The following is a 13907-nucleotide window of genomic DNA, read 5'->3' as shown; positions in this document are numbered from 1 at the left end:
CTTGCCTCGCTGAAGGTCCGGACACGAAGCTCACGTTACCATGGATTGCCGTCTACCGCGCCAGCAGCGCGGTGAACCCGGCCGATTCCTGCATCGCCTTGCGGGCTGGCGTCATCGGCTCCCACCGACCTCGCGGATCGGCCGCGTGCCGTCCCAGCTCAAAGCAGCCTGCCGGACCTTCTCGAAGAACGGCCCCTTGGTGCCGCTGATGTCGGAGATCTCGATCACGGTGCCCGGATGGGCCTGGGTGTCGAAATAGGCAAAGCGCCCCTTGTCGCCGCCGATCTGGCCCTCGTGGCCGATCCTGTAGCCGAGCCCGAGCGCCCTGTCGTAGAGCGCCTGGTAGTCGTGGCTCCAGTAGGACATGTGCTGAAGGCCTTCGTGGCCGGACTCGAGGAACTCCCTGTACAGCGAGGGCGCGTCGTTGCGCTGCTGGATCAGCTCGATCTGGAGATCGCCGGAATTGGCCAGCGCGATGCTCATCTCGACGGCAGAGTTTTCGCCGCGATGGCGAAACCAGTCGGTCTTGACGCGGTCCATGTAGTACCACGGACCGACGCCCATCACCTCGATCCAGTGCTTCATCGCGGCGTGGATGTCCCGCACCACATATCCGTTCTGGCGCACCGCGCCGAAGATGCGGCTCATATCGGCGCCCCCGTTGTCACCTCGTTCACCTGATCTCGATTCACTTCACTTCAATGTGCGCGTCCTTCGCAACCTGCTTCCAGGCCGCGATGTCGCGCGCGTTGATGTCACGCTGCTCGTCGCCCGGCACGAATTGCGGCGTGATGCCGAGCCCCAGCAGCTTCTGCTTCACCTCGGCATCGGCGAGCGCGTCCTTCAGTGCCGCCGACAGTTTTCTTGCGATCGGCTCGGCAAGTCCCGCAGGCGCATACATCGCCCAGGACAGGCTGCGGTCGAACGGCACGCCTTGTTCCTTGTAGCTGGCGACATCCGGCAGGCTCGGCGAACGCTCGCCGCAGGCGGCCAGCGCCTTGATCGAACCGTCTTTCACCAGCGGCGTCGCGGTCGCCATGTCGAGTGTCGCCAGCGAGATGTGGCCGCCGAGCAGATCGCCGGCCAGTTTGGCGATGCCGTTGAACGGCACGTGGTCCATCTTGATTCCGGTCTGCTGCATCAGGATTTCCGCGCAGAATTGTCCGGTCGAGCCCACGCCCCAGCTTCCGTACTGGATCGGCTCGCCCTTCTTGGCCAGCGCGATCAGGCCCTTGATGTCGTTGGCCGCAAAATCCTTGGTCGCCACCAGCATGATCGAGGACGTGCCGATGCGCCCGATCGTGGTGAAATCCTTGATCGAATCGTAGGGCAGTTTCGGATAGATCGCCGGCGCCAGCACATGGGTGGTCATGCCGCCGACGGTGATGGTGTAGCCGTCGTTCGCCGACGCCGCGACCATCTGGGTGCCGAGCGTGCCGGCAGCCCCGGTGTGGTTCTCGATATAGACGCTCTGTCCGAGCGTCTTGGCCATCCTGTCGCCGAGCAGCCGCCCAATCACGTCACCGCCGCCACCAGCCGCATACGGCAACAGCATCCTGATCTTGTGCGTGGGATAGGCGGCTGGGTCCTCGGCGCGCGCAGGCAGCATTGCCGAGGACGTTACGACCAATGACAATGTCGCGGCGCGCAGCAGACAAAAATGGACGAAGCGCGCCATGACCCAGTCTCCCCAGATTGCTCTCCGCTTCTTTGAGAGCGGAGTTGAAACGAACGATCGTTCGTACGATTGACTAGCGAACGATCGTTCGTTAGTCAAGTTGCATGGCTGTCCACACCACCAGCGCGGCGGAAGCGGCTGCGCCCACGACCCGCGCGCGCATCCTCGCCGAGGCGCTCGATCTGTTCGCGCAGAGCGGCTATGGCGGCGCCTCGATGCGCGAGCTCGCGCGTCGCGTCGGCATTCGCGAGAGCAGCCTCTACAATCACTTCGCCGGCAAGGCCGCGATCCTCGAGGCCATCGTCAGCGAGCACGGTCCGGCCAGTTCGGCGAGCCGGCTGGAGGAGCCGCGCTACAAGCAGCTCGCGCGCCAGCCCGCCGCGTTCTGCCGGCAGTTTGCATTGGACCTCGTCGAGCAATGGTCCGATCCGCGCGAGCACCAGTTCCAGAAAGTCATCACCGCCGAGCGCAACCGCGTGCCCGGCATCCGCGCCAAATTCGCCGATCATTTCTACGCGCGCGAGCAGAGCATGATGACGGATTATTTCCGCGGCTTTGCGCTCGCCGGCCTGATCTCGACGCCGGACCCGCGCGAGACCGCGCGGCTGTTCGCCGCCGGGCTGATCTACATCCGTCTCGAGCATTACGTGATGGGCGCGGCACCGTCGCCGCGGCCGAAGGTGATCGAGGCGATCGACCGCTATCTCGCCTTCTTCCTGTCGCTGATCGCGGCGGATGGCGGGACGCGAGACAACAAGAAACGAAAAGCCAAGGGAGAGAATCGTGGCAAGGCTACCCCTGATTGATCCGGAGACCACCAGCGGCGATATCCGCGCCTCGTTCGACCGCATGCCGGTCAAGCTGAATATTTTCCGCATGATGGCGCACGCCGAGGCCAACATGATCCCGGCGATGCGGCTCGGCAATTCGATCCTGCACAAGCAGAAGCTCAGCGCGGTCAGTCGCGAGCTCCTGATCCTCCAGGCCGCCCAGCTCGAAGGCGGCGCCTATGAATGGCGCCAGCACGTGCCGATCGCGCTCGGGGTCGGCTGCACGCAAGCACAAATCGATGCGGTCGAGCGCGCCGACTACGATGCCGCCGGCTTGAGCGAGGCCGAGTGCGCGCTGCTGAAATTCGGCCGCGAAGTGGTCGAGAACGTCCGCGTTCCCGAGGCGATCTTCGCCGCCATGCGCGAACATTTCAGCGACCAGGAGATCGTCGAATCCATCGTCGCCCTCGGCTTCTATATGATGATGGCGCGCGTCACCGAGGCGACCGAAACCGATCTCGATCCCGCGGCCGGCATGGCGGTCTATGACGGCGGCAAGAAGCCGGGCGCCTGAGATGACGGATACCGATAGCAAGCGGGACCGTTACGTCCGCCCGCCGAGTGCGGAGTCGCTGGGCGAAGCGCCGGGGAGGGGACGCCTTAGGGGCCGCCGCATCCTGATCGTCGGCGGTGGCCAGCGTGTGTTCGACGCCGCCACCGATCCGATCGGCAACGGCCGCGCCATGAGCATTCTGTCCGCGCGTGAGGGCGCCAAGGTTGCGGTCGCCGACCTCAACCGAACCTCGGCCGAGCACACCGTCAAGCGCATCACCGACGAAGGCGGCGAAGCCTTTGCGATTGCCGCCGACGTTACGTCGGAGGCCGACGTCCTGCGCATGATCGACGAGGCGCATCGCGCCATGGGCGGGCTCGACGGCATGGTGCTCAACATCGGCACCTTCGGCAAGGTCGGGCTCGATGCCGTCAGCCCCGAGGAGTGGAATGCGATCTACGACGTCAACGTTCGCGGCCCGATGCTGTGCTGCCGCGCAGGCCTGCCGAAATTCGACAGCGGCGGATCGATCGTCTTCATCTCCTCCATCGCCGCGCTGAAAGCCGGCTCGCAGATGGCGGTGTATGATTCATCGAAAGCCGCGCTCGGCGGCCTCATGCGCAACATCGCCCATCTCGGGTCGCGCCGCGGCATCCGCGCCAACCTGGTCTATCCCGGCCTCGTCGACACGCCGAACGGCCGCGAGGCCGGCGCCGGCCGCCCCTCGCGCGGCAAGGGCCACGTCCCGTTCGGCCGCCAGGCCACCGCCTGGGAAATCGCCTATGCCGTGCTGTTCTTCCTCTCGGACGAGAGCGTCTACGTCACCGCGCAGACGCTCGCGGTCGATAGCGGCCTGAGCGGGATGTGAGATCGATCCGCAGCGCGGATGGGTCGAAGCATGAGCGGGTTGAAAATCCGGCCCGTTCGTGGATTGGCTCGTCAACGCGCTAAGCAGCAGATCGCCGCTGGACGCGAAAGTGTGAGGGAGCAGCGGCAAGGCGTTCTTGCGGCCGTCCTAAGCGACCAAACGACCCGGTGGCTCCCTCTTGCCCCGGCTGCCAGCAGAAGGCACTCAGCTTCCATCCGGCTTCCCGTCGCCAGCCCCCATACGCGCTGGAGTTGTGTTGGATGCCCTGCTAGTGTCGTTGCGGGGAAGCTGCGCTGGGGCTGGGGAAGTCATGGAACGTTGCAGGACGGGCGTCTGCAAAAGCGCGGTCGCTCTTTTGGTTGCGCTAGCGTACGGATATGCGCTCTCGACAAGCGTGCACGCAGAGCCTGCGCCGAGTGACTGTTCGGATCTCAGCAAGGGAGAAGTCACGCTCACCGCCGATCCAAAGCGCACGCTGCCGCTGCGGTATGGGCACGGGGCGACGCCATCGATCGTCGTATCGACCGACCAGCGTGACGAGGAAATGAATGTCAACAGTGACGGCTCCCCGCGAGCCTACCACCTCCTCGATCCGCGCGGTGCGGCATACGCGCTCAACGATATGCCCTCGGGCGGTACGCGAGTTTTCGAAGATGGCGCGGAAATAGCATGGTCGGAGGACGGACTCAGCAATGACGAGATCAAGACGCGGATAGCGCGATATTACACAGTGTTTTCACGCTTCGTTTCCGAGAACAACAATTTCGGGATCAGCCCAAGTCGTTACGATCCGCGCGCGGATGTCGCCTACAAGCTCGGCGACGATTTTGGCAACAACCTCGATCCGCCGCAGAGGCCCAGCCTCTTCAGTTACTTCTCCAGTTTCACAGATATCTTCACAAGCCCAGATTTAGAGCTTTTCGCAGCCAGACGCTCGGGCGATCTCGCCGCGGCGCTCAGGTCGCCACTCGACGCTGCCACCTATAATTGCCTGCCTTGTCTTAGGACAATCTGCCAGGTTTGTTTCAAGCGGGCGATCATCGCTTCGGACGATGGCAACAAGCTTTGCATCCGAAGAAGCGGTCGTTATGCCGGCTTTCTGGTCAACAAGACGTCGCTGGACCGCTTTGCGGCGCACGCTCCAGATCCGGAGAACGCAGAAGACATGACATGTTCAGTTCCGGTCAACGTCGATCCGGAAAAATTGCCGGGCTTGGTGCTGCCCGGCGGACACCTTTCGCCCGACGACGTTGCAGACCTGCATGCCGCGATCGGTGACATTGTCGTCGGTTACGATCCCACCACCGAAAAGTGGAGTTTCGGCGTCGTCAGCGATGGTGGACCAAAAGGCAAGCTCGGCGAGGCGAGCATAGCTTTCAATCGCACGCTCAGCCTCGGCTACAAGGCGGGAGCACAATATCCACGACCGCTCTCCTATCGAGGGAACCTGCTGGGCAAACCGTATCAGCCCCTCCGTCCGATCCACCTGCTCCTGCTGCCAGGTACCAGAGCCGCTTTCAAATTGCCGCCGCCCGCGAGTGGCGACAAGTCATTTGACTTTTCGCCGGGGACGGTTGCCGGCAAAGCGAAGGCAGCATTCCTCGCCTGGGCGTCGAGCAGCGACCTGGATGCCGCGCGCAAGCGATTCAAAAGCTGTATCGCGTCCTTGGCTCGATGAGGGGGAATTCCATGCTTCTTCGACTGTTCGTGAGCGTCGGCTGTGCCACAGGCTTGGCTCTCGCGACCGTGCAAATTGGTCGCGCGACGCCGGCAGGTCATGCCGGAGCGAGGGATCTCGATCAGGTAAAGCCGTTCAAGACGAGCTTCAATGGCGAACCACCAAGCGACATTGTCTCCATCGCGCCCAAGCTCGTCGCCGTCTTCGATCATGCAAGCGGATCAGTGATGTTTCTCGATGATGCCGGCGCGAGCCAGGGCATCGCAAAGATACCGGAAGGCTTTCGCGTCGAGATCGTGCGCCAGTTTCCCGACCGGACGGTTCTGATCGACAAGGGTGGTGCCGGCAAGATCGTGCTACCGCGTGGGACGGTCGCACCGTCGGCCTTGCCGGAGATTGCGAAGACGCAGGTCGTTGTCAACGATCCCGACCTCGCCCCGCCTGAGCTGATTAACCGGAATTTTAGACGCAAGGGTTTGAAGCCGCAGAACGGAGCGGGCTTCGACGGCGAACTCGAAATCTTCAGTTTGACGCCTGACATCACGACGTCGGCGACGTTTCTGGGCGTGGATGGGCAGGGATTTGCATATTCGCTTTCACGCGAGTTACAAATCGCGGAAGTCAGGGATGGTGATCGCGGAGGTCTTGGCAAGAAAGCCGTGATCCGGGTGACGCTCGTTGTAGGCAAGCACGACAAGGACGGCCGGCGGATCGCAGCCACCACGCTGCCGCTTGACGAGTTCTTCAAGACTCCGTTCGGTCGTTACGTCACGGTCGATACGGATGGCTCGGTGCTCGCGGTGCTTCCTCTTGCTGCCAAAGGAAGTCGCAGCAAGGGGGTTTACGTCTATCGCCCAGTGCTGGCCGCAGAGACGACGCAACATAGAACGAGAGCGCCGCTCGCAGCCGGACAGCAGACGATCAATGCAATCCGGGCGGTCAGTGACCGGGCGCTCATTTCAGCGCCTCTTGGCGACACTGCGAACGGCGAACCGCCAGGGCTGCTCGACGCGCCGGCGAAGTTCGAGGCTGGAGGAAGGAGTGTGCGTCCTGTCGCAGAAATGAAGGATGCCGCCAGCAAGATCATGAATTTTCCCTGGAGCGTGAAGGCCGGAAATCTCGTGGCCGGGCAGCAGGTGAACTGCACATTCGGAGCGAAAGATGAAGCCCACGCATTCGAACTGCCGCACCATCTCAAGCGAGCGAAGGTGGGCGAACAGATGACGGGCGTGCCGTACAATTGGGACGGAAAGAGTGATCTCGGCAAAATCAAGACTGAGCTTGAGAACGGGTTCGCCGCCGGCAATATTTGCAGCGAGATCGAAGACAAGACGCCGCACACGACTGGTCTGGATTGCTCCGGCTTCATTGCGCAGGTGTGGGGCGTCGGCGCGTTCGGTACCAGCAATGCCTACAAGATCACACGTCCGCTGAAGACGCTGGAGGCCCTTCAATGGGGTGATGCGCTCAATTTACCATCCCATCACATTCGCTTGTTTGTGCGACAGGACGTCGGCAGCGAACACGGCTTGCGCCTTCAAACACTAGAGTCGCAGGGAGCTTGCGGAGGGACCTGCGAACGGCGTTACCACGCAGAGCATTTTCACGGATTTGAGCTGGTGCGTCTCAATGGCGTGAAATGAAGGCAGCCCCGCGATGCTTCGCTTCGCCAAGGCATGGAGATGTGCATGAGATATCAGGTTGGCAAGGTTGGCAATTTGTGTTGACGATTGGTAAAGCCGCCACGTCACGCGCATGATGCGCGTGAACAAATCGGCCCACCTGTGTCTCCCGGACGGCCTCTAGAACATGAAAACCACACTGCTGAAATCCGAAGACTATACCCGCTCGCCCTGGAAGAACGGCGGCGGCATCTTTACCGATATCGCGGATGCCCATCGCGCTGAGTCCAATGTGAAGGATTGGGACAGCCTGCTGTGGCGCTTCGCGGCCACGCCAATCGTGGCACCCGGGCCGTTCTCCCATATGCCCGGCATCGACCGTTTGCAAATGGTGGTCGGCGGCCGCGGGCTGGTGCTGAAATCGCCCACCCAGGAATTAGACGAGCGCGAGCCGTTCACGACGGTGCGATTCACCGGTGAACTCGAGATCGTGACCAGGCTCGAGGAAGGGCCAGTCGAGGTGGTGAATTTGATGGGCCGGCGCGGTGCGGTGGCGCTTGAGCTCGAAGCGCTTAAGGCGCCCGGTGAGCGGCGATTGTCCGCCGGCACGCATCTGATCTATGCGGCGCGCGGCGACTGCGGCATCCGTCTCGACGGCACGGATTTTTCGATTTCGCACGACAACACGTTGAAGGTCGAACTGACGGGGGCGTCGACGCTTGCGCTTGTGTCGGGGCTGGCCGTGCTGAGCTCTATTCAGATCGTCGGCTGAACCGCGTTCCCGCCGCCGGAGCGGTGCGCACAATCCGTGCAACTGGCTAGGTTGACGCCGTCGCGCCGGAGCACGATATCTGCCCTGATGCAGCCGCTGCCCAGAGCACGATATGGGCAGCCACGATATGAACGGGCAGATATGACCGCGCGAGACAAGAACGCCACGCTATCCGACGGTGTCGTCGATTGGCTGATCAACGGCACGCGCGACGAGCGCTTCATCGACAAGATCTTTGCCGAGATGTGCATCCGGCTTCAGCAGGCCGGCATTCCGCTGGCGCGGTCGACGGTTCACGTGCTGATCCAGCATCCGCAATGGCTGGGCGCCCGCTTCATGTGGGCCGACGGCATGCGCGAGGCGGAGATTGCGCGGGTCGACTACGACGTCCGCGAGCGGTCCGAATACATCGGCAGTCCCGCCAACGAAATGTTCGACGGCGCAACCGAGGTGCGCGAGAATCTCGAGCAGGACCCAGCGCTCGGCCGCAAGCACGCGCTCTATCGCGAGATGCGCGCGCAGGGCCTGACCGACTATGTGGCCTGGCCGCTCTATCATACGCTTGGCAAGCGCCATCTCGTCACCTTCGCGACCGACAGGCCCGGCGGTTTCGACGACGCCCATGTCGCCGCCCTGAAGAACATATTGCCTGTGCTGGCGCTGGTCAGCGAGATTCGCATCAAGAACCGGCTGGCGCGAACGCTGCTCGAGACCTATGTTGGCTCCCACGCCGGCGAGCTCATCCTGGCCGGCGCCACGCGGCGCGGCACCGGCACGACGGTGCGCGCCGCGATCATGATCTGCGATCTGCGCGAGTTCACCAAGATTTCCGACAATTGGCCGCGTGACGACGTCATCGATCTGCTCAACGACTATTTCGACGCGATGTCGGAGCCGATCGCGCGGCATGGCGGCGAGATCCTGAAATTCATCGGTGACGGCCTGCTCGCCATCTTTCCGCTGAGCGAGCCCGAGGCCGGCGCAAACCTGCTGCATGCCGTCACCGAAGCCCGTCAGGCCATGATCGCGTTGAACGCGCGCAACGACGGCACCGGCCGCGCGCCGCTGAACTACGGCATCGGCGTCCATGTCGGCGACGTCATGTACGGCAATATCGGATCGTCCACCCGGCTCGACTTCACCGTGATCGGTCCCGCCGTCAACATGGCCTCGCGCCTCGAAGCCTTGACCAAGCAATTGGGAAAGACGGTGCTGCTGTCACGCGACTTCGCCGATCTCGTCGGCGGCCAGTTCGATCTGGAGCGCGTTGGCGAGCACGGTGTGCGCGGCTTCAGCGAGCCGATCGAGCTGTTTGCGTATCAGGGGTGAGGCAAAGCCGATATGCGACGATCACTGTTTCGATCCGGTCCAGCTTCCGACGCATCCATCGGATCGCCGGAACGACCCGGAGCCGCTGCGGCCTGAGAACCGCCCGGACATGGTCCAGGTCAGGCTTCCGGCGGCACCGACCCCGGAGGTGGAGCCGTTCGGACTGACTTGAGCGGTGCCGTACTGTCCGACCAACTTGCCGCCGGTGATGACCACCGTGTCGGAGGAGGTGCCGCAGGGCGTGCCGACACTGGTCAGAACCCATGCTCCGTCGAGATTGCTGCCTCCGCCGCTCTTTTGCGGCGCGCGGCGCGGCTCGTCGTCCGCGGGCTTGCTGCGCCGTGCCGGCTTCGAAGGCTCGGCCGTCCGCGGCGTCTCGCGCGAACCGGACAGCGATTTTTCGTCATTGCCGATGCTGCCGCCGGCGCTTCCCGACTGCGCACGCGCCATGTCGGGCAAGGCGACGATTGCGAGCGCGGCCGACAACAGGGCGGCTTCATAAGAAGCGCGGAAATAGTTTTGCATATTGCACTGGTTTGAAATGAACAGGTCTAGACCGCGGATCGTATTGCCAATGCCGGAGTGTGTCACTACGCTTGACCCTGGGTCGCCCAAACGTTGCTTCGATCGGCCGCACGTTCATGCCAAAATTCCTCCGCATCGGAGTCCATCAGTCGAACGTATCGGGTTACACGTCGAAGGCGTGGTGCGTCCGGCGCGTCGGCACGGCGATCCTCCTGAAATGGGGCGCCGTGGAGGTCCAGGGCGCCGGTGACGGACGAAAGGTCTACTGGACCCGTCTGCCGCAGGAGAAGACCATTCGCTGCGGCAGCGCCCAGCGTGCCCAGGATTACGCCAAGGCGGCGATCGCGCGGCGCCGCAACCATCACTATGAACCTCTCGCCGGCGCGATCGTGCTGCGGCGCCGACAGGCCGCGGGCAGCACCGAGCTCAAGCGAGCGCTCGCCACGATCCTGATCGTCGATATCGTCGGCTCCACCGCGAAGGCTGCAAAGCTCGGCGATGTCCGCTGGACCAAGATCATGGGCCATTATTACGCGGCGGTCCGCAAGGAGCTGAAGAATTCGCGCGGCAAGGAAGTCACGACAACGGGCGACGGCGTGCTGGCGACGTTCAAGACGCCGGCTGCCGGCATCGGTTGCGCGGCCGCGATCCAGAAGGCGGTGCGTACGCTCGGCCTCGAGATCAGGGTCGGCCTGCATGCGGGCGAATACACCGTGAGCGGCACCGAGGCGGTCGGCCTCGCCTTTCACATCGGCACCCGCGTCGCCGCCAAGGCTCGCGCCGGCGAGGTCTTGGTCTCCAGCGCGGTGAAGGAGCTGCTGACGACGCAGTCCGGGATCCGCTTCGCCGATCACGGCGTACACCAGCTCAAGGGCGTGCCGGAGCGCTGGCGGCTGTGGCGGGTGGAGGGCTGAGTCGCCCTCAGAACGCCCGCGCGGGGCGGGCGGGCTGCGGCGCCGCCGTCGCATCGAGCCGCAAATCCTTTCGGATCCCGGCATCCACCAGGGCTGCGGGCGCAAACCTGCGTAGCAATCGCAGGCGCTTCGCAAGGCTGCCGGCCGCGTATTTGAGTTGCGGGCGCGCCGCGCTCGCCGCCTTCAGCACCGTCTCGGCCACGACGCCGGGTTGTTCGGCCGTCGCCATCACCTCGTTCACCCGCTTGGTCACGCCGGCGCGGGCCTCGCGATATTCGTCGAGCGTGGCGTCGGGCTCCATGAAGTTCGCGTCGAACGGCGTCTTGGTGTAGGCGGGCTCGACCACCGAGACCCGGATGCCCCGCGTGCGCAGTTCATGGTCGAGCGATTCCGAATAGCCCGCCACCGCGTGCTTGGTCGCGGCATAGAGCGCGCCATAGGGCATCGGCAGAAAGCCGAGCACCGAGCCGATATTGATGATGCGGCCATTTCCCTGGCGGCGCATGTGCGGCACCACGGCGCGCGTCATCCGGATCAGGCCGAAAAAGTTCGTCTCGAAAATCGCGCGCGCCTGCTCCATCGAGCTCTCTTCTGCGCCGGCAGGGGCAACGCCGAAACCGGCGTTGTTGACGAGCAGGTCGATGCGGCCCTCGCGCCGGATCACTTCGCCGACGGCGGCTTCCACCGATGCATCGCTGGTGACGTCGAGAGCCAGCATCTCGAACGCCTGCTTGCCCGGCTGCGCGCCCCGCCTGCTGGTGCCGAACACCTTGTAGCCGGCGTTCGCGAGCCGCTCCGCCGTGGCCTGGCCGATGCCTGAGGAGGCGCCGGTCACCAGCGCGATCTTCGGTGTAATCCTGTTCATAATGCCTCTCCGACGCCACTACCGGGCCTGAAATCGTTTGATTACGATCGTAACTATTGATATAGATGACGATCGTAATTATAAAAGTCAAGCCCCGCCTCTAAGGATCGGTCCCATGCGCGTCTCAAAGGAACAGGCCGCCAAAAATCGCGAGCATATTCTCGAGACCGCCTCGCGCCTGCTGCGGGAGCGCGGCATCGCAGGTGTCGGTGTCGACGCGCTCGCCGAGGCGGCCGGAATGACCCACGGCAGCCTGTACAGCCAGTTCGGCTCCAAGGAGCGGCTGGTCGAGGAAGCCGTGGCCCATGCGATCGAGGCCAAAGGCCAGGAATTGCCCGAGGCGTTCGCGCTCGAGGACTATGTTTCGCAATATCTCTCGCCGGGGCATCGCGACGATCCCGCCGCCGGCTGCCCCTTCGCTGCGCTCGCCTGTGAGGTGTCGCGTCAAGGCGGCGGCCTGAGGCAGCGCTTCACCGCCGGCGTGCGCGGCACGATCGCGCTGCTGAGCAGCCGGATGGCCGCCACGCTGAAGCCGCGCCAGCGCGAGGACAAGGCGCTCGCGGCGGCCGCATCCATGGTTGGCGCCCTCGTGCTCGCCCGCGCCGTGGACGATCCCAAGCTGTCGGACGATATTCTTCGCGCGACGAGGAAGTCGCTGGCGGGGTGAGGGCGCGCCTCGGCGGGGGCGCCGAAAGGCCGGAATAAAATTCCGGCCGATGCCTATTATGGCCCGCGCTACTATGGCCCGCCCTACGGCTACTATGGTCAGCGCGTCGTGCGGCGGGCTATTATGTGCCTTACGCCTACGCTCCGCCGCCCTATTGGGATCCCTGGTGGTGACGAGACAAGGCCCGGATCATCATCCGGGCCTTTAGCGTGAGGGCAATCGGTCAATCGTTCGCGGCGCGCCTATTTGCGGTTCGCTCCCGTGGAGCCGGAACCTGGGATGGCCTGCTGGCCTCCTTGCGTTTGCCTTGTGTCGTTGTCGCCTGGCCGCGTCGTCGACGATTTGGCCGGTGCGTTCGCGCCGCCGCCATTGTTGTCCGATGACGTGTTGAGGCTGGAGGCTCCCGCTCCCGTCGTGCCGCCGGTGCCCGGCGAGTCGATGCTCGACCCGGTCCTGGAGGCACCCGCGCCTTGCGCGAATGCGGCAGGAGGAAATGCGAGAGCCGCAACGAGCCCCGCGAGAACCAGCTTTTTCATGTGCGCTCCTTTGCTTGACGTCGCATGTCGTGCCGAGGCAAAGATCTCGGCACGCACCCGTTCCTGCGCGGGGGCGGAAATGCCGCGCCAGCGCCGACGACTACCCCGAACTCATCGCGCGCGAGGCGATCATTTCCTGCGCTTGCGGCGTCAGCTCATAGTGGTCGCCGGCTTTCACCAGCCAGCCAGCCTCGATCATGCGTCGCGTCATGCCTGCGCTGCACAGCGGGTGGCCGCCGCCGGGATGAAACAGCGCGCCCTCGCGTTCGATCAGGTAGCCGTAGAGCCGCGCCTGTCGAAGCGGGTTTTGCATCCCTGGTGTGGGCGCCTCCATGGTCTTTCGCGCAGCGCTCCATGACGGGTTAAGATGACGGGCTGATCCCCATCAGGCGGCCCCGGCCTGTGGCCCGGGGGCGGGGCTTCGAGCCGAGGCCGCCAGTGCCGGAATCGCAACGACCCGGCGCGGCCCAATACGCAACGGCCCCAGGTCGTTCCTACAAAGCCGTTCCTATCGGCATTGCTCTTCCCGGATTGATGCCGGGCAAGGCGAAGCGTCTAGGCCGACCAACGATCCTGCTCTTCCCGGTGGGCATGCTCGTTCAGCCGTTCGGCGATCTGATCCGCGATCTTCTCCGACTCGGCCGAGGCGACCGGCTCGCCCTTGTGGGTCCTGAGCTTGTCCTTGTCGGCTTCGATGGGAAAATCGTCGGGCTTCAGTCCGGGATCCCTGGTCATGGCGCGCCTCATTGTGTCTCGCATCCCGAAAACACGGATGCAGGCTGTTCGTTGCTGGAACAATGAAGCTGCGATCGAAAGCCACAGCCTGGCTCAAGCACCGCGCTCCCGCGCTTTGCTCAGGCCCCGCCGACGGCCCGGATCACGGTGCCGCTGCCGCCGCACGTCGCGCAGGGCGCGCCGTCGATCCGTCCCTTGCCATGGCAATCGGGGCACACGTCTTCGCCGGTGCCCGTCGTCCCCGGTGCGGCTTCATCGCCGGGGTTGAGCGCTGCCGAATCCGTCGGCGATGTCCCGGTCTTGGCGCCTTGCGCGTCGGTCTTGGTCATCTGCATCTCCTTCGACAAGACCGCAACGCGCCTTGCCGCAGGAAGTGCCAATCGAGGTTGCACACG

Annotated in this window: 17 protein-coding genes; 9 read left to right on the top strand and 8 right to left on the bottom strand. The window is 64.1% G+C overall.

The features are described from left to right. Positions 1–111: 111 nt before the first annotated feature. Complete coding sequence (locus IVB40_RS28890; protein WP_219685325.1) at positions 112–648, bottom strand: VOC family protein; 537 nt, start codon at positions 646–648, stop codon at positions 112–114. A gap of 40 nt (positions 649–688) precedes the next feature. After that, entirely contained in the window at positions 689–1678 is a 990-nt protein-coding gene (locus tag IVB40_RS28885) for a tripartite tricarboxylate transporter substrate binding protein (RefSeq protein WP_247817052.1), read from the bottom strand. 104 nt (positions 1679–1782) lie between these two features. Between IVB40_RS28885 and IVB40_RS28880 the strand changes: the two genes are divergently transcribed. The 7 genes from IVB40_RS28880 (at position 1783) to IVB40_RS28850 (ending at position 9270) form a co-directional block, all read left to right on the top strand. Continuing rightward, the gene (locus tag IVB40_RS28880; protein WP_247817051.1) at positions 1783–2484 is read left to right on the top strand and encodes a TetR/AcrR family transcriptional regulator; all 702 of its coding nucleotides are present in this window, start codon (positions 1783–1785) and stop codon (positions 2482–2484) included. Next, the gene (locus IVB40_RS28875; protein ID WP_247357214.1) at positions 2462–3022 is read left to right on the top strand and encodes a carboxymuconolactone decarboxylase family protein; all 561 of its coding nucleotides are present in this window, start codon (positions 2462–2464) and stop codon (positions 3020–3022) included. The genes IVB40_RS28880 and IVB40_RS28875 overlap by 23 nt, the downstream gene beginning before the upstream one ends. A 1-nt stretch (position 3023) precedes the next feature. Beyond that, on the top strand, positions 3024–3869 hold the full coding sequence (locus IVB40_RS28870) for an SDR family oxidoreductase (RefSeq protein ID WP_247817050.1): 846 nt from the start codon (positions 3024–3026) through the stop codon (positions 3867–3869). A gap of 310 nt (positions 3870–4179) precedes the next feature. Further along, positions 4180–5547 carry a hypothetical protein gene (locus IVB40_RS28865; RefSeq protein ID WP_247817049.1) on the top strand — a complete coding sequence of 456 codons (1368 nt, stop codon included), beginning with the start codon at positions 4180–4182 and terminating at the stop codon, positions 5545–5547. A gap of 11 nt (positions 5548–5558) precedes the next feature. Beyond that, positions 5559–7190, top strand: coding sequence for a hypothetical protein (locus IVB40_RS28860; protein WP_247817048.1), 1632 nt, complete (start codon positions 5559–5561; stop codon positions 7188–7190). Between the two features lie 166 nt (positions 7191–7356). Beyond that, positions 7357–7941, top strand: coding sequence for a HutD family protein (locus tag IVB40_RS28855; RefSeq protein WP_247817047.1), 585 nt, complete (start codon positions 7357–7359; stop codon positions 7939–7941). Between the two features lie 141 nt (positions 7942–8082). Then, complete coding sequence (locus tag IVB40_RS28850; RefSeq protein WP_247468489.1) at positions 8083–9270, top strand: adenylate/guanylate cyclase domain-containing protein; 1188 nt, start codon at positions 8083–8085, stop codon at positions 9268–9270. 21 nt (positions 9271–9291) lie between these two features. Here the strand turns inward: IVB40_RS28850 and IVB40_RS28845 are convergent, their stop codons facing one another. Then, on the bottom strand, positions 9292–9795 hold the full coding sequence (locus tag IVB40_RS28845; protein ID WP_247817046.1) for a hypothetical protein: 504 nt from the start codon (positions 9793–9795) through the stop codon (positions 9292–9294). Between the two features lie 116 nt (positions 9796–9911). Here IVB40_RS28845 and IVB40_RS28840 point away from each other — a divergent pair, with 116 nt between their 5' ends. Then, positions 9912–10709 carry an adenylate/guanylate cyclase domain-containing protein gene (locus IVB40_RS28840; protein WP_247817045.1) on the top strand — a complete coding sequence of 266 codons (798 nt, stop codon included), beginning with the start codon at positions 9912–9914 and terminating at the stop codon, positions 10707–10709. Between the two features lie 7 nt (positions 10710–10716). Here IVB40_RS28840 and IVB40_RS28835 read toward each other — a convergent pair whose 3' ends face one another. Further along, positions 10717–11574 (bottom strand): oxidoreductase, encoded by an 858-nt coding sequence (locus IVB40_RS28835; RefSeq protein WP_247817044.1) that lies wholly within the window; start codon positions 11572–11574, stop codon positions 10717–10719. 115 nt (positions 11575–11689) lie between these two features. Between IVB40_RS28835 and IVB40_RS28830 the strand changes: the two genes are divergently transcribed. Continuing rightward, positions 11690–12241 (top strand): TetR/AcrR family transcriptional regulator, encoded by a 552-nt coding sequence (locus tag IVB40_RS28830; protein ID WP_247817043.1) that lies wholly within the window; start codon positions 11690–11692, stop codon positions 12239–12241. Between the two features lie 242 nt (positions 12242–12483). On the opposite strand, the gene IVB40_RS28825 is transcribed toward IVB40_RS28830, so the two are convergent. From IVB40_RS28825 to IVB40_RS28810, 4 genes are all read right to left on the bottom strand, one after another. Then, positions 12484–12777, bottom strand: coding sequence for a hypothetical protein (locus tag IVB40_RS28825; protein WP_247357202.1), 294 nt, complete (start codon positions 12775–12777; stop codon positions 12484–12486). A gap of 100 nt (positions 12778–12877) precedes the next feature. Further along, on the bottom strand, positions 12878–13090 hold the full coding sequence (locus IVB40_RS28820) for a hypothetical protein (protein WP_245287811.1): 213 nt from the start codon (positions 13088–13090) through the stop codon (positions 12878–12880). Positions 13091–13332: 242 nt separating this feature from the next. Next, on the bottom strand, positions 13333–13512 hold the full coding sequence (locus IVB40_RS28815; RefSeq protein WP_027568146.1) for a hypothetical protein: 180 nt from the start codon (positions 13510–13512) through the stop codon (positions 13333–13335). A gap of 119 nt (positions 13513–13631) precedes the next feature. Continuing rightward, on the bottom strand, positions 13632–13841 hold the full coding sequence (locus tag IVB40_RS28810) for a hypothetical protein (RefSeq protein WP_247282614.1): 210 nt from the start codon (positions 13839–13841) through the stop codon (positions 13632–13634). Between the last annotated feature and the right edge of the window lie 66 nt (positions 13842–13907).

This window comes from Bradyrhizobium sp. 40, from assembly GCF_023100925.1.
In the GTDB taxonomy this organism is placed as follows: domain Bacteria; phylum Pseudomonadota; class Alphaproteobacteria; order Rhizobiales; family Xanthobacteraceae; genus Bradyrhizobium.
This window is presented reverse-complemented; position numbering and strand designations above follow the sequence as displayed.

Bases quoted from the DNA above. Each gene is read 5' to 3' on its own strand.
- IVB40_RS28890 (WP_219685325.1), bottom strand. From the start codon at position 648: ATGAGCCGCATCTTCGGCGCGGTGCGCCAGAACGGATATGTGGTGCGG.
- IVB40_RS28885 (WP_247817052.1), bottom strand. From the start codon at position 1,678: ATGGCGCGCTTCGTCCATTTTTGTCTGCTGCGCGCCGCGACATTGTCA.
- IVB40_RS28880 (WP_247817051.1), top strand. From the start codon at position 1,783: ATGGCTGTCCACACCACCAGCGCGGCGGAAGCGGCTGCGCCCACGACC.
- IVB40_RS28870 (WP_247817050.1), top strand. From the start codon at position 3,024: ATGACGGATACCGATAGCAAGCGGGACCGTTACGTCCGCCCGCCGAGT.
- IVB40_RS28865 (WP_247817049.1), top strand. From the start codon at position 4,180: ATGGAACGTTGCAGGACGGGCGTCTGCAAAAGCGCGGTCGCTCTTTTG.
- IVB40_RS28860 (WP_247817048.1), top strand. From the start codon at position 5,559: ATGCTTCTTCGACTGTTCGTGAGCGTCGGCTGTGCCACAGGCTTGGCT.
- IVB40_RS28855 (WP_247817047.1), top strand. From the start codon at position 7,357: ATGAAAACCACACTGCTGAAATCCGAAGACTATACCCGCTCGCCCTGG.
- IVB40_RS28850 (WP_247468489.1), top strand. From the start codon at position 8,083: ATGACCGCGCGAGACAAGAACGCCACGCTATCCGACGGTGTCGTCGAT.
- IVB40_RS28845 (WP_247817046.1), bottom strand. From the start codon at position 9,795: ATGCAAAACTATTTCCGCGCTTCTTATGAAGCCGCCCTGTTGTCGGCC.
- IVB40_RS28840 (WP_247817045.1), top strand. From the start codon at position 9,912: ATGCCAAAATTCCTCCGCATCGGAGTCCATCAGTCGAACGTATCGGGT.
- IVB40_RS28835 (WP_247817044.1), bottom strand. From the start codon at position 11,574: ATGAACAGGATTACACCGAAGATCGCGCTGGTGACCGGCGCCTCCTCA.
- IVB40_RS28830 (WP_247817043.1), top strand. From the start codon at position 11,690: ATGCGCGTCTCAAAGGAACAGGCCGCCAAAAATCGCGAGCATATTCTC.
- IVB40_RS28825 (WP_247357202.1), bottom strand. From the start codon at position 12,777: ATGAAAAAGCTGGTTCTCGCGGGGCTCGTTGCGGCTCTCGCATTTCCT.
- IVB40_RS28820 (WP_245287811.1), bottom strand. From the start codon at position 13,090: ATGCAAAACCCGCTTCGACAGGCGCGGCTCTACGGCTACCTGATCGAA.
- IVB40_RS28815 (WP_027568146.1), bottom strand. From the start codon at position 13,512: ATGACCAGGGATCCCGGACTGAAGCCCGACGATTTTCCCATCGAAGCC.
- IVB40_RS28810 (WP_247282614.1), bottom strand. From the start codon at position 13,841: ATGACCAAGACCGACGCGCAAGGCGCCAAGACCGGGACATCGCCGACG.